The sequence below is a fragment of the Salmonella sp. SA15303 genome, from assembly GCF_029962125.1.
Lineage (GTDB): Bacteria > Pseudomonadota > Gammaproteobacteria > Enterobacterales > Enterobacteriaceae > Salmonella > Salmonella enterica.
The window spans coordinates 170,320-182,946 of the sequence record NZ_CP123925.1; the positions used below are offsets into that span (position 1 = coordinate 170,320).

Consider the following 12,627-nt stretch of genomic DNA (forward strand, 5'->3'; position numbering starts at 1 on the left):
AGTCGATTTATTTGAAAGTGACGTCGTCTTTAAGTTAAAATCACCTATAATCAATACCTACTGGAGCAGCTCATGGCTGACACCTACCTCCCCCCGGGCTTTAAAAAATGCAAATCATGTCAGCAAGTTAAACCCTTTGAACAGTTTGGAAAAGAGCTCAAGGGCAAGTTTGGCCTCAAGAGTAAATGCCGAGCGTGTATTAGCGAGAAAAACAAAACGTACGCAGCAGGCCCAGGGGCCGAAGTAAAGACGCAAAATAATAGGACCTACCAGGCAGAAAACAAGACTGAGCTCGCGGAGAAAATGCGCGTTAAGCGTGCGAAAGAAAAATTTGGTGATCGCTATAATTCCTACCTCGCTTCTTTAGAGTCCATGAAAAAACTCAAATAATGTAATCGCCAACGGAGGAATAATGAATGTACATCTGAAATATGATACGATAAAGCACTATCACTTTGATTGGCTAACGCCTGCTGGCGACTATCCTAATTCAGCGGTTATGCTCGTAGGTTTCCGTGATGGGCGCTGGATTATTGTTCAAGAGTTCGGAAATGATTATAGCTGCTTCGAGGGCGTTCTGAAGAATGGTGATGATCTTAATACGGAGCCTAAATTCTATTCCGACTTAGAAAGCGTAGCGGTTGCTGCTTTTGGCATGATGAAGCAGATATATCCCCAGTACCAAGATAGCACGTTAGAAGAATTCCTCGCTGGATAAAATATTCTAGAAACCAAACTCGCCTTATTCGAAGGAAACTGACTATGTATAGAAAGGTTTTAGCTCTTTCAGCCTTACTGATTTCTGCTTGTTCCACCGATAATCCTCATAAACAAAGTATGCACCACAATGATTTTGAGCTTTCGGACTCAGCTGTAAAAATTCAAATCAAGTCTGGAAATAAGACAATCTCCGGCTCAGGTACTTGGATCGATGAACAACATATTCTTACAGCTTCACATTTATGGCTTGATGCAAGCAAGGATTATAGTCTAAGTATAATAACAAGGAATGGGAGCCAACCAGCAACAGTTATCAATATTGATGATCCTAAGAACCGGGACCTCGCTCTTTTAAAAGTAGAAAAAAATACTATTGTCAAAGCCCCACCTAATTGGAAGCTTCCAGTATGTGATAATGTTCTAGCTCCAGGTGAGTCTGTTTGGGTTCTATCGGGAATGTATAATACGCTTTCAAATACGTATGCTTCCCCCGACTCAACCTACTATTATAAAGGAATAGTTGGTTCTGATGGTTTGACTGCTTTTTATCAAAATGGAGTTAGTGGAAGCGCTGTGTTAAACCAATCTAAGAGTTGCTTATATGGTGTTGTGAGTCAACAAGACATTAAAAAGATCAATGTCTATCAGATATATATTACGAAGATTACTACAAATGAAATTATACGCGGATTCATAGGTTATAAAAATAATTAAATGAGCGTAATCTTACAACAGGCAATTCCGACGTTATCTGCGTTGGTCTACCTATCTGAACCTTTAAAAGGAACGTCTATCATGTATAAACTTTTACCCGCAATACTAGTCTTTCTTTCGGTGTTCCTTGGACTAATCGCTCTACTCAGTGCTATCAAAAATGGTTCTGATGAATTGGCGGTATTCCTCATTACACTTTCGGCGTGGTTCGCTGCTTTAAGTAAGTTTTATTCACTTAAACTGTATAAAAATAGTTAGCCTGTGAATCCAAATACAGTTGACAAGTATCCAGCACTGCCCCCGTGATTTATTCAGGTTAGAAGCATTCCCGGAGTGCAGGCTGGGATTAGAAAAGTTACTTTTCTTACGATGTACCAACCAATAGGGCACGACTTATCGTAATGCCTAATTACATATTACCTGTTTAAGTCGATCTAATAATTTCATTGGAGCAGACATGTCCCCGGAATTGGTATCAGGCATTGCACGAGTGGCGCATGAAAAGCTACTTTCAGTTTTGACGGAGTGCGGCACAAAGAAGACGAAAGGCACATGCCTTTTTGCAAGCTATCTTGTATGTTATTTAGCAAAAACTAAAGGTCTAGATGCTGTTGTTCGTGGGGGTAACGGTGCAGATGATGGCGGTATATTTACAGAGAGTGGTGGCTTTGGCCATTATTGGTGTGAATTGAACTTCGAAGAAGTGCAATATTATATTGACATCACTTCCGAGCAGTTTGGGTTTCATCCATACATAGTGAAACGCGTCAACGATATAACAGGATGGCCACGATATATTCCTGGTGATCAGGAAACGGTCGATAGTCATTTAGAACAATTATTACGCGACGGCTATACAGAATAGGCTGCGTATACACTATCGCAGCCTTTCAGGCTCTTAACCCTTGTGACCAGTTAACGGAACCACTCAGGATGACGCTGCCGATCAACGTTGATAACCTGCGAATTAAATTCAACGACATCCGCTGGAGTAAGCATTAATTCATCAGGATTTACAATAAATGGTCTTAAAACCACTTCGCCACCGTCTTCTTTTGCACCGTAGATATTAATAAGAAAGTGCAGTCGTTGATTTCCGTCAGCATTGCGTTGCCATTCTCTAAAAGTCAAAGTCTGTTTAATATAGTTTGTTAAAAGAAATGCGAATTCAGATTCTTCCGTTTGTGAGATACCGTTTTTGTTAGACATTTTTTTTAGTATCTTTCCGAGCATGGATACACAGGCATCTAGGGAAGGTGCGAATAAGCAGGTCATTTCTTCCCAAGCTGACTCGCTGATTAAAATTTCGCGGATCTGGGCCGATTTTTTTCCCGCAAACACATCGAATCAGCCTATTTAGGCTATTTTTTCCACCATTTCTGGCGTTATTTCCGGTTTTTACTGAGATCTCTCCCACTGACGTATCATTTGGTCCACCCGAAACAGGTTGGCCAGGGTGAATAACATCGCCAGTTGGTTATCGTTTTTCAGCAGCCCCTTGTATCTGGCTTTCACGAAGCCGAACTGCCGCTTGATGATGCGAAACGGGTGCTCCACCTTGGCACGGATGCTGGCTTTCATGTATTCGATGTTGATGGCCGTTTTGTTCTTGCGCGGATGCTGCTTCAAGGTTTTTACCTTGCCGGGACGCTCGGCGATCAGCCAGTCCACATCCACCTCGGCCAGCTCCTCGCGCTGTGGCGCTCCTTGGTAGCCGGCATCGGCTGAGACAAATTGCTCCTCTCCATGAAGCAGATTACCCAGCTGATTGAGGTCATGCTCGTTGGCCGCGGTGGTGACTAGGCTGTGGGTCAGGCCACTCTTGGCATCGACACCAATGTGGGCCTTCATGCCAAAGTGCCACTGATTGCCTTTCTTGGTCTGATGCATCTCCGGATCGCGTTGCTGCTCTTTGTTCTTGCTAGAGCTGGGTGCCTCAATGATGGTGGCATCCACCAAAGTGCCTTGGGTCATCATGACGCCTGCTTCGGCCAGCCAGCGATTGATGGTCTTGAACAATTGACGGGCCAGTTGATGCTGCTCGAGCAGGTGGCGGAAATTCATGATGGTGGTGCGATCCGGCAGGGCGCTATCCAGGGATAATCGGGCAAACAGGCGCATGGAGGCGATTTCGTACAGGGCATCTTCCATGGCACCGTCGCTCAGGTTGTACCAATGCTGCATGCAGTGAATACGCAGCATGGTCTCCAGCGGATAGGGCCGTCGGCCATTGCCCGCCTTGGGATAAAACGGCTCGATGACAGCGGTCATATTCTGCCATGGCAGAATCTGCTCCATGCGGGAGAGGAAAATCTCTTTTCGGGTCTGACGGCGCTTAGTGCTGAATTCACTATCGGCGAAGGTGAGTTAATGGCTCATGATGTCCCTCTGGGATGCGCTCCGGATGAATATGATGATCTCATATCAGGAACTTGTTCGCACCTTCCCTAGACTTAACGATGTTAAAATTTTGGTTGTATTAAAATCCTCCTGCGAAAGTGAAATCATCCATGTATTATCTTTATGATAGTCGGTGATATAAATAAAATGAGATGTAAAAGGCGTTGAGTGATTGAACTCTCCTAGGTAATGACTCCAACTTATTGATAGTGTTTTATGTTCAGATAATGCCCGATGACTTTGTCATGCAGCTCCACCGATTTTGAGAACGACAGCGACTTCCGTCCCAGCCGTGCCAGGTGCTGCCTCAGATTCAGGTTATGCCGCTCAATTCGCTGCGTATATCGCTTGCTGATTACGTGCAGCTTTCCCTTCAGGCGGGATTCATACAGCGGCCAGCCATCCGTCATCCATATCACCACGTCAAAGGGTGACAGCAGGCTCATAAGACGCCCCAGCGTCGCCATCGTGCGTTCACCGAATACGTGCGCAACAACCGTCTTCCGGAGCCTGTCATACGCGTAAAACAGCCAGCGCTGGCGCGATTTAGCCCCGACGTATCCCCACTGTTCGTCCATTTCCGCGCAGACGATGACGTCACTGCCCGGCTGTATGCGCGAGGTTACCGACTGCGGCCTGAGTTTTTTAAATGGCGGAAAATCGTGTTGAGGCCAACGCCCATAATGCGGGCGGTTGCCCGGCATCCAACGCCATTCATGGCCATATCAATGATTTTCTGGTGCGTACCGGGTTGAGAAGCGGTGTAAGTGAACTGCAGTTGCCATGTTTTACGGCAGTGAGAGCAGAGATAGCGCTGATGTCCGGCAGTGCTTTTGCCGTTACGCACCACCCCGTCAGTAGCTGAACAGGAGGGACAGCTGATAGAAACAGAAGCCACTGGAGCACCTCAAAAACACCATCATACACTAAATCAGTAAGTTGGCAGCATCACCACCTCGCTGAACCTTGCCATATAAGCATCGTACTCAGCCTGGTCTTCAGGAGATAAAAAATTTGGTGGGAGGAGCATCAGAATCCTTTCATCCTAGCTTGTATACCTTCTTCGTAGGCCAGCTCGCCATTATCGGTAAAAGATGGTTTTTGATGTTTATGATAAAGCTTAATTTTTCGTCAGGCTTGATAGCGTTACCGGAGAGATTTGATCTTTTCTCTTCAACTCGCAATGTCGCGGTAGGGATACCCGTTACCGGGTACCCCCCGCACAGATCCCGGCGTGCGCTATTCACGCACCGGGCTCCTGCCTTGGGTGTCTGGCGGTGAACCGCTCCACAGGCCATGGATGCAGAACCCGAACCTTCGGCAGCCATACGGCTGCCAGTCTGTTTGCTTTCGTCCATGTCGTATCATCCTGCTGGCTCCTGCGCCTCAGCGCCCGTCGCCAGAGGTCTGTTACGTATATCCTGAACTTCCGCATCATGGGATAGTTGCCCGGGACTGAGTGGTAGTTCAGGTATCCCTGAACCACTCTCCTGAGCCATTTTCCCTGTTCGGGGATTGAGTAATGCCAGCGCTTTCGTAGTCCGTCCTTGATCGCTTTCAGTGTCGCCGTCATCCTGTCCCGGCGTGTCTTTCGTATCAGCATGAACCTGCCACTACGGTCTTTCCCACTGATATGCGTGAACCCGAGGAAGTTGAACGTTTCTGGTTTACCTTTTCCCCTGCTGGCGCGGTTTTCGGCTGCGAAGCGGCCGAACTCCATCAGTCGGGTTTTCTTCGGATGTACCGTGAGTCCGAACTCCTTCAGTCTGCGCTGCATGGCTATACGAAAGCATTGAGCGTCGATTCGCTTGTCGAACCCGATGACTATGTCATCTGCGTATCTGACCATGACCACATTGCCTGTGGCATGGCGGCGTCGCCACTGATGCGCCCACAGATCGAAGACATAGTGGAGGTAGATGTTTGCCAGCAGCGGCGAGATAACCGCACCCTGTGGGGTGCCTTCCTCCGATGCCCGCCATTCTCCTTCCTCTGAGGTCCCGGCTGTGAGCCACTTTCGTATGAGCCTGATTACCCTCTGGTCGCCGATTCTGTGTTCTATGAACCTGATTAGCCATTCATGGCTTACCTTGTCGAAGAACTGACTAATATCGGCATCCAGTACCCAGTTTACATTGGTCCGAACCAGCCCTGTGGCCAGTGCGTCCAGCGCATTGTGCTGGCTTCGCCCGGGTCTGAACCCGTATGAAAACCCCATAAAGTCATTTTCGTAGACTGCATTCAGGATCTTAACCAGCGCATACTGGACGATTTTGTCCTCCAGTGAGGCGATGCCGAGCGGGCGCTGTTTTCCATCCGCTTTCGGGATGTAGTGCCGCCTGCCGGGCTGAGCCCTGTAACTACCCTGATGAAGCCTCCGGTGCAGATCTGCTATGTTGACCTTCAGGTTTTCGGCGTAGTCCTTCCACCTGACACCATCAACTCCGGCAGCCGCTTTCCTGCTCAGGGAGAGGAATGCGTTCTCCAGTGCCTCTGCTGTCAGGAGGTGGAACAATGCGGTAAACCGTTCTTTCTTCCGCTGCTTCGCAGCTTCCCGCACGCGTGACAGCCTCTGTGACATACTTTCCCGGCTCTGCGTCCGGCGCATGTGTGGCTGTTCCGCGTTTCCCTTGGCCCCGCTCCTTCGCTCCACTGACTCCGCTCCTTGCGGATTGTTCGCCAGATTCGCAGCTACTATGAGCGAGTCCGACTTCTCCTCTCCGTACATCACCGGCTTCGGCTCCTCGCCTTCCCGGTGCGGGCCATCTCCGGCACTGGCAGATGGTCAGAGGGGAGATCTCCCGGTTCCCGCGTAAAGATCGTATTGACATGCCAGGGTCTCAGACCCCGCCGGGTCCATATGGCACTCGCAGTAACGCACCCTATGATGTTGCCTTCCGTAAACAGTACAACGTCGGCACCCGGGAATTTAATATACATTTCGTGGCTCAATGGCTGGCCTGTCAACACCCCTGTCAACGCTTCGCCCCATACCTCACGGTATACAACGCATGACTCGGGGACCCTGTGGATTGCTGGTCCTTCAATGGTCGGGGACTTTCACCCCTTGATCTTTACCGGTCTCCCGGCGCACACTGTTTATACATACAGTACAAGAATTCGAGTGTAGCTATGTCTGTTATCCTTGAGCACATTAGCAACAAGCCTTACGAAATGGCACCTTTTTTCAGTGATTTACTAAGCTGTGGAGTGATGAGTCCGTGCGCCGGGCATGAAGATAATGAATTAAATTTGCATGAATATGTAGTCCGCAACCGCCCCTCAACCTTCTTTGTCAGGGCGGCGGGCCTCAGTATGATCAATGCCGGTATCAATGATGGAGCAATACTGGTTGTGGATCGGTCTTTAACAGCACGACACGGCTCTATCGTCGTTGCGCTGGTGGATGGAGAGTTTACGGTAAAGATCTTACACACGTATCCTGAGCTGCTTTTGATGCCTTCTAATCCAGCCTATAAGCCGATACGTGTAAATCCTGAATCCCTTGAGATATGGGGCGTCGTCACCTTTGCACTGAATCAGTTCAGCCATGTACATGCACGTTGATATTAACGGAGCCTATGCGGCATTTGAGTGTGCGATGGATCCCAAGCTGTCAAAAAAGCCGCTCATCATAGCCAGCAATAACGATTCGTCCGTCATTGCAATGAATAAACTGGCTAAAAGCGTTGGTATTAAGCGTGGGACCCCAATTTTTAAGTGCAGGGATTTGATTCAGCAACACCGGATCGAAGTCCGGAGCTCTAACTTTACTTTGTATGAAGACTACTCAAATCGCTTCCATGAAACGCTGGAAAGCTTCGCGCCTCAATCGAGTCGATATAGCATAGATGAAAATTTCATGTTATTGAAAAACATGAACAAGATAATAGATTATGAAGATTACGGCCGGTTGATCAGAAGTACACTTCTTCATAATCTGTCCCTTACCTGTGGTGTGGGTTGTTCAAGCACCAAAACCCTCGCTAAATTATGCACCTATGCGAGCAAACGATGGGCAGCTACAGGCGGGGTTGTAGTTTTGACTGATCAGGCCAGGATCAGGAAGCTCCTGAGCCTGATCAGTACCAGAGAAATATGGGGTATTGGTCGAAAGATTAGTGAACGCCTGTCGGCTTTCGGGATCATCACTGCCGGTGATTTTTATAATAGCGACGTTCGCTTTTTACGTAAAAGCTTTGGCGTTGAAATCGAGCGTACCTGGCGGGAACTGCATGGCGAACCATGTTTCCGGCTGCACGAGTCTCCTCCTGTCAGGCAACAGATTATCGTTTCCAGAAGTTTTGGTCAGCGCCTTAATGAGATAGGCAAGCTACATGAGGCAGTTTCATTTTTTACCGCCCGGGCGGCAGAGCAGCTGCGCAAGGATGGCTCGTGGACCCGTCAAATCACAGTCTTCATTCAGAGTAGCAATTATGCGCAAGGTGAAAACCGCTACAGCAATTGTGGTATCGAGCCGCTTACCGCTACACAGGACACCCGCGATCTGGTTGATGCAGCCATGACCATCCTGAACCGCATTTACAGACCCGGGATAGCGTATGCGAAAGCAGGGGTAATGCTCTCCGCTATGACTGACGGCACAGAGCAACTCAGCCTGTTTGATACTCGCCCGGCCAGGCCTGGCAGTCAGGCACTGATGAAAGTTATGGACCGGTTCAATAAAGAAAAGCGCGGAGCTCTGTTTTTACTGGGGGAAGGCATTCAACAGGATTTTCGTATGAAGCAGGCCATGCTATCACCGAGATATACGACCCGCTGGGATGAATTACTCGTTGTAAAAGCGTAGCGGCCATGACCGGCATGGCCGTACTCATCAAATGTGAAAGTAACTTTAGGCCCCGCGAGCTTTTTCGATTGCGCCCTGCAAAGTTGCTGCGTCCATAGCCCCGGGGATAAATGTGGTAGTCGCCGCATTCGGCTTTTTCATATTCATAATGATGAAACCGGGTGTGCCGGTGATCCCGAGCGCTTCGCCCAGCTGCATATTGCCGGAGATCACGTTTTCATACCGGTTTTTTTCCCTGTCAGAAAACGTGCTGTTAAACCCTGACTTTTCCACCACAGTATTAAAGTCAGTGAGTTCGAATTTGCGTTGAGAGGTCATGAAGGTATGAGCCACAGCCATCAGGTTGTTGTGGTACTTACGATAGGCTTCAGCACCGAAATTCTGATAGACGTGCAGACCCGTAGCGGCCCCCATGGCAGATACAGGTTTTGAACCGGCAAAAATCGGGAATTCTTTAAAGAAGAATTTTACATCTTTGCTCTGATTCATTACCGATTCAACAACAGGTGTAACCCGCATGCAGTAAATACACTGATAGTCGAAGAACTCGATTACCGCGACGTCGGCGTCATCAGGGCCGATGTTTGGCGTCTCCTTGGTATCCAGCAGAGCTGGCGCATATGGAATTATTCGTTCCACTGAGGCACTCACGTTCTGATTTTCCAGCGCCTTACCTGCTTCCACTAAATAATGGGGATTTTTTACCAGGTAAGTAGCGGCAATTTTGCCAATTTCTTCCTCACTGAGCACCTTCGGTTTAAAATAAGTTGCCGTGATTAACGCCGAGGCAGCGGTAGCAATAACCGCAGAAATTAAAATCGTGGCCATCGGTTTTAAATAAAATTCTTTAGACATAGCTACCTTTATGCTTTTCAGCCTGTTAGTTATTAACCTGCGATGGATTATACTGGCCCGGTAAATCGGAATTATTCGTGAAACAATGCTTTTTGGAGATTAAAGGATGATTAGGCAGGGCTTTATACTCACAACCGCAATGCTTTTGAGTGGATGCGGATATCATTTCGCAAACCAGGTAGATGCGTACGATCTAATGCCTCGTCCTGTTACAAATAAAAGGTTTCAGATAGTCCCTCCGGACGAAAGTATTCAGTCCAGAATGTTTTCAGGCCGTTTTGCTGATGGATTAGCAAAAAAAGGAGTCATTATTTCCACTCACCAGCCAGATTATGTGCTCAGGTTCCGAATCAGCAGCTCACAGGAGAACATGCAGTATAGCGAGCAGCTTCTTACTGGGGTGACAGGCTACGTTGTAGATAAAAAGACAACGAGAACTGACAAGCATGGCGAATTGCATACTGACTATGACTACAAGCCAGTCGATGGGGTAATAGGCACTGAGACGATGTCGCAGATGCACTATATGCGACAGCTGGATGTCGAGGTATACCCGTCAGCGAAAGGAGCAAAGCAGGTTCTGAAAGTGAGTATGCAAAGCAATGCACCTGTGCCGTCAGACAGCATTGCTTATTCAGCAATGATCGACGCCTTTACTGATAAATTTGATGCGCCGCTGCGTTCCGGAAATTATGTTGCAGTGATCCCCTGGAACTGAAAGCAGACGGCGGGAAGAGAATGTTCAAAAGTGACTTTTGGACACGCACATTAACGTGGCTATCGCCCTCCCCCATTAAAATCATAAAGTCGGTAAAGATCGCCCATCGTGATGGAATTGGGCTTATTAATGAACAGATACTGTAACTGTTCTTTATGTTGAGTACTGGCAGCTGCATTCATAAGCACTTCCAGGTAGAACTTGTAGCCTATGCTTCGCTCTGAATACATATACTGGAACTGCATCAGTAAAATGCCTGACATAACATACAACAGCAGCAGACTGAGTAATACAGTGCTATCAGGCTGTTCCAGTGCCATACTGACATACCCTGAACCCAGAATGCACAGAAGCCACCCCGTCATTAGAGCAGGCACCCTACGACTCAGACGTTTATAACAACGTTTTATTACGGGATCCCGGAGATACTTTTTGTCAGGTATCCCCGTTGCTCTGATGACGAAGCTACTGAGTATCGACATCTTTTTTCCTTCTGGACGCTCTCAGTCAATAAATCAGGCCAGGCGCTCATTGAAAGCTACCACGAGCTGCGAATCGGGATTTTTTACCAGTTCGGGCCGGATAACTTTTAGTTGCCTCGTTGGGGCGAGCTCATCTGTAGGCCTGATGGTGGTATTACCCGGCCCCTTGCGGGTACTGTCGGTGTTTACCTTGAGCTTTTTATTTCCCAGGTAGCTTTCCATCTTTTTAGAGATGGTGTCACCTGTGGTCGCAACACCAGAGAGTTCCTTTAGATGTTCACCTTTATCCATTTGTACCGATGACATCAGAAATCCGATTCCGGGATCGTTTTCCGTTCCACAGGCTCCGTACTGACATTGTGCAGCGAAAACGGGCTGTACACCTACAGCAACCAGCATTAACGTACTCAGTAAAGTAGATTTCATACACACCTCTTACAGTCGGAAAAGTTACTTTTGCGCAGCGCCCATTTGGGTCACCAGGTTTTCCGGGCTCAGCCACCCCGTAAATAACTGCGGTTTGCCGCTTAGTGTCACCATGGTAGGAGTACCTTGCAGCGGGATTGTTGAGGCCACCTGGAAATGCGATTTGATAATGTTTAAGCAAGCCTCATCAGGACGTCCTTCCGGGATAGTTGAAACCGGATTCATCGCTGCATCCAGAGCTTCGTTTGGCTTTGCTGAACACCAGATTTTGGCCATGTTCCCGGCTACTACCGAGTTCAGTCCTGCACGTGGGAATGCAAGAAACTTAATCGAAATACCGGCATCAAGATAAGACTTCAGATCATGATGCAGTTTTTGGCAGTATCCACAGGTTATATCGGTAAAGATAGCAAGCCGGTATTTTTCGTTTGGTGATTTGTAGTCGATGGATTTTGTTTTGGATGCGAATTCCCGGACGCCCATTAAAATGGCCTGCTCAGTGGTGTTTACCACATCTTTACCTTTCACGTGGAATAAGCTTCCGGTAAAAATGTAATCTCCGTCTTTGCTCACGTAACTTACCCCCTCCCTGGAAATCACCGTAAAAATATCTTTTACTGGCGAGGGTTCGACGTGCTCGATTGAAAGCCCAATGGCTTTGAGCTTATCCCGGGCTGCATCTGGCAGTACCATTGTATTAACCGGCTCGGCATTCATCGTGAAGGCGGTACTTAATGAAAGAAGTAATACCGATGCCTTAATAATTTTTTTCATTTCCGCTCCTTAAATCGAGCACTAATATTATCACGCCCCAAAATTCCAGAATTTTGCTTAAACGCTTAAATCAACGGGTAAAGCCGAAAGAAAGTCGATAGATATATGGGAGAATAGATAAAACGTAGATTCAGTGGAGAAATCGTTGTGTTTACACCACCAGCAGATGATGTGAAACCTATTCCCGTTCCTGATGAGATTTACACTCAGTGCATTACGGATGCCGCCCGCTACTTCGGAATTGATGCTGAACTGGTTTTTACGTTGTTTGACAATGAAGGCGGTAAGGTTGGTACTTTCAGCAGGAATACTAACGGCACTTATGATATTGGCCCAATGCAGATCAACTCATCCAATCTACCTGAAATAAAAAAGCATTTCCCGACGGTAACGTGGCGGGTTCTGGCTTACGATGCTTGCGCAAGTTTCTGGGTTGGAACATGGTGGCTCTATAGAAAAATTATTGATCGCAAGGGCAATGTGTTTGAAGGGATTGCAGATTACAACAGCAAAACCCCAAAGGTACGTGCAAAGTACATATTTAACTTCATGGTAAAGTACAATCGCCGGATCCAGCAGCGTAACGGGATGGGTGAGCTTTATCAATGGACCCAGCAACCTCCTCGATACAATGGCCATATAGCTAAAAATGTCCCGGAGCAAAACCCGACTCCTGTTGTTAAATAAATACAACCCGATATTACAGAAGATCATCGAGTGGCTTGGGT

17 protein-coding genes are annotated in these 12,627 nt (G+C 47.6%); 8 read left to right on the top strand and 9 right to left on the bottom strand.

Features of this window, described 5'->3' with window-relative positions; translation table 11 throughout:
• The first annotated feature begins 72 nt into the window (after positions 1-72).
• The 4 genes from QEN31_RS24575 (at position 73) to QEN31_RS24590 (ending at position 2,299) form a co-directional block, all read left to right on the top strand.
• Positions 73-390 carry a hypothetical protein gene (locus QEN31_RS24575; protein ID WP_000785965.1) on the top strand — a complete coding sequence of 106 codons (318 nt, stop codon included), beginning with the start codon at positions 73-75 and terminating at the stop codon, positions 388-390.
• A gap of 22 nt (positions 391-412) precedes the next feature.
• Entirely contained in the window at positions 413-718 is a 306-nt protein-coding gene (locus QEN31_RS24580; protein WP_001100610.1) for a hypothetical protein, read from the top strand.
• Positions 719-762: 44 nt separating this feature from the next.
• On the top strand, positions 763-1,434 hold the full coding sequence (locus tag QEN31_RS24585; protein ID WP_000285959.1) for a S1 family peptidase: 672 nt from the start codon (positions 763-765) through the stop codon (positions 1,432-1,434).
• A 457-nt stretch (positions 1,435-1,891) separates the two neighbouring features.
• Positions 1,892-2,299 carry a hypothetical protein gene (locus QEN31_RS24590; RefSeq protein ID WP_001371904.1) on the top strand — a complete coding sequence of 136 codons (408 nt, stop codon included), beginning with the start codon at positions 1,892-1,894 and terminating at the stop codon, positions 2,297-2,299.
• Between the two features lie 50 nt (positions 2,300-2,349).
• Here QEN31_RS24590 and QEN31_RS24595 read toward each other — a convergent pair whose 3' ends face one another.
• The 5 genes from QEN31_RS24595 to ltrA form a co-directional block, all read right to left on the bottom strand.
• A complete protein-coding gene (locus QEN31_RS24595; protein WP_236689843.1) occupies positions 2,350-2,739 on the bottom strand; it encodes a hypothetical protein in 390 nt (129 codons plus the stop codon).
• Positions 2,636-2,851: a hypothetical protein gene (locus QEN31_RS24600; RefSeq protein WP_122966916.1), complete on the bottom strand. Its 216-nt coding sequence runs from the start codon at positions 2,849-2,851 to the stop codon at positions 2,636-2,638. The genes QEN31_RS24595 and QEN31_RS24600 overlap by 104 nt, the downstream gene beginning before the upstream one ends.
• A complete protein-coding gene (locus tag QEN31_RS24605) occupies positions 2,833-3,747 on the bottom strand; it encodes an IS5 family transposase (RefSeq protein WP_100185530.1) in 915 nt (304 codons plus the stop codon). The genes QEN31_RS24600 and QEN31_RS24605 overlap by 19 nt, the downstream gene beginning before the upstream one ends.
• A 287-nt stretch (positions 3,748-4,034) precedes the next feature.
• Positions 4,035-4,732 (bottom strand): IS1-like element IS1B family transposase gene (locus QEN31_RS24610; RefSeq protein ID WP_095033700.1). Its coding sequence is split into 2 segments (ribosomal slippage): positions 4,035-4,483 and positions 4,483-4,732, totalling 699 coding nucleotides; the frame shifts between segments, so codons are not numbered across the junction.
• Between the two features lie 345 nt (positions 4,733-5,077).
• On the bottom strand, positions 5,078-6,565 hold the full coding sequence (gene ltrA / locus QEN31_RS24615) for a group II intron reverse transcriptase/maturase (RefSeq protein ID WP_023332914.1): 1,488 nt from the start codon (positions 6,563-6,565) through the stop codon (positions 5,078-5,080).
• 401 nt (positions 6,566-6,966) lie between these two features.
• Between ltrA and umuD the strand changes: the two genes are divergently transcribed.
• The gene (umuD, locus tag QEN31_RS24620) at positions 6,967-7,401 is read left to right on the top strand and encodes a translesion error-prone DNA polymerase V autoproteolytic subunit (protein WP_000111290.1); all 435 of its coding nucleotides are present in this window, start codon (positions 6,967-6,969) and stop codon (positions 7,399-7,401) included.
• Complete coding sequence (gene umuC / locus QEN31_RS24625; protein WP_001371894.1) at positions 7,391-8,644, top strand: translesion error-prone DNA polymerase V subunit UmuC; 1,254 nt, start codon at positions 7,391-7,393, stop codon at positions 8,642-8,644. Before umuD ends, umuC begins: the two co-directional genes overlap by 11 nt.
• A gap of 45 nt (positions 8,645-8,689) precedes the next feature.
• Here the strand turns inward: umuC and QEN31_RS24630 are convergent, their stop codons facing one another.
• Complete coding sequence (locus QEN31_RS24630) at positions 8,690-9,499, bottom strand: DsbA family protein (RefSeq protein WP_000031378.1); 810 nt, start codon at positions 9,497-9,499, stop codon at positions 8,690-8,692.
• A gap of 370 nt (positions 9,500-9,869) precedes the next feature.
• Here QEN31_RS24630 and QEN31_RS24635 point away from each other — a divergent pair, with 370 nt between their 5' ends.
• Positions 9,870-10,217: a hypothetical protein gene (locus QEN31_RS24635; protein WP_121343843.1), complete on the top strand. Its 348-nt coding sequence runs from the start codon at positions 9,870-9,872 to the stop codon at positions 10,215-10,217.
• A gap of 59 nt (positions 10,218-10,276) precedes the next feature.
• On the opposite strand, the gene QEN31_RS24640 is transcribed toward QEN31_RS24635, so the two are convergent.
• From QEN31_RS24640 to QEN31_RS24650, 3 genes are all read right to left on the bottom strand, one after another.
• Complete coding sequence (locus QEN31_RS24640) at positions 10,277-10,537, bottom strand: hypothetical protein (RefSeq protein WP_001439466.1); 261 nt, start codon at positions 10,535-10,537, stop codon at positions 10,277-10,279.
• Between the two features lie 195 nt (positions 10,538-10,732).
• Positions 10,733-11,125 (bottom strand): hypothetical protein, encoded by a 393-nt coding sequence (locus QEN31_RS24645; RefSeq protein WP_000843243.1) that lies wholly within the window; start codon positions 11,123-11,125, stop codon positions 10,733-10,735.
• Between the two features lie 24 nt (positions 11,126-11,149).
• Positions 11,150-11,899, bottom strand: coding sequence for a thioredoxin fold domain-containing protein (locus QEN31_RS24650; RefSeq protein WP_000720274.1), 750 nt, complete (start codon positions 11,897-11,899; stop codon positions 11,150-11,152).
• 147 nt (positions 11,900-12,046) lie between these two features.
• Between QEN31_RS24650 and QEN31_RS24655 the strand changes: the two genes are divergently transcribed.
• Complete coding sequence (locus QEN31_RS24655; protein ID WP_327258404.1) at positions 12,047-12,586, top strand: lytic transglycosylase domain-containing protein; 540 nt, start codon at positions 12,047-12,049, stop codon at positions 12,584-12,586.
• Positions 12,587-12,627: the final 41 nt, after the last annotated feature.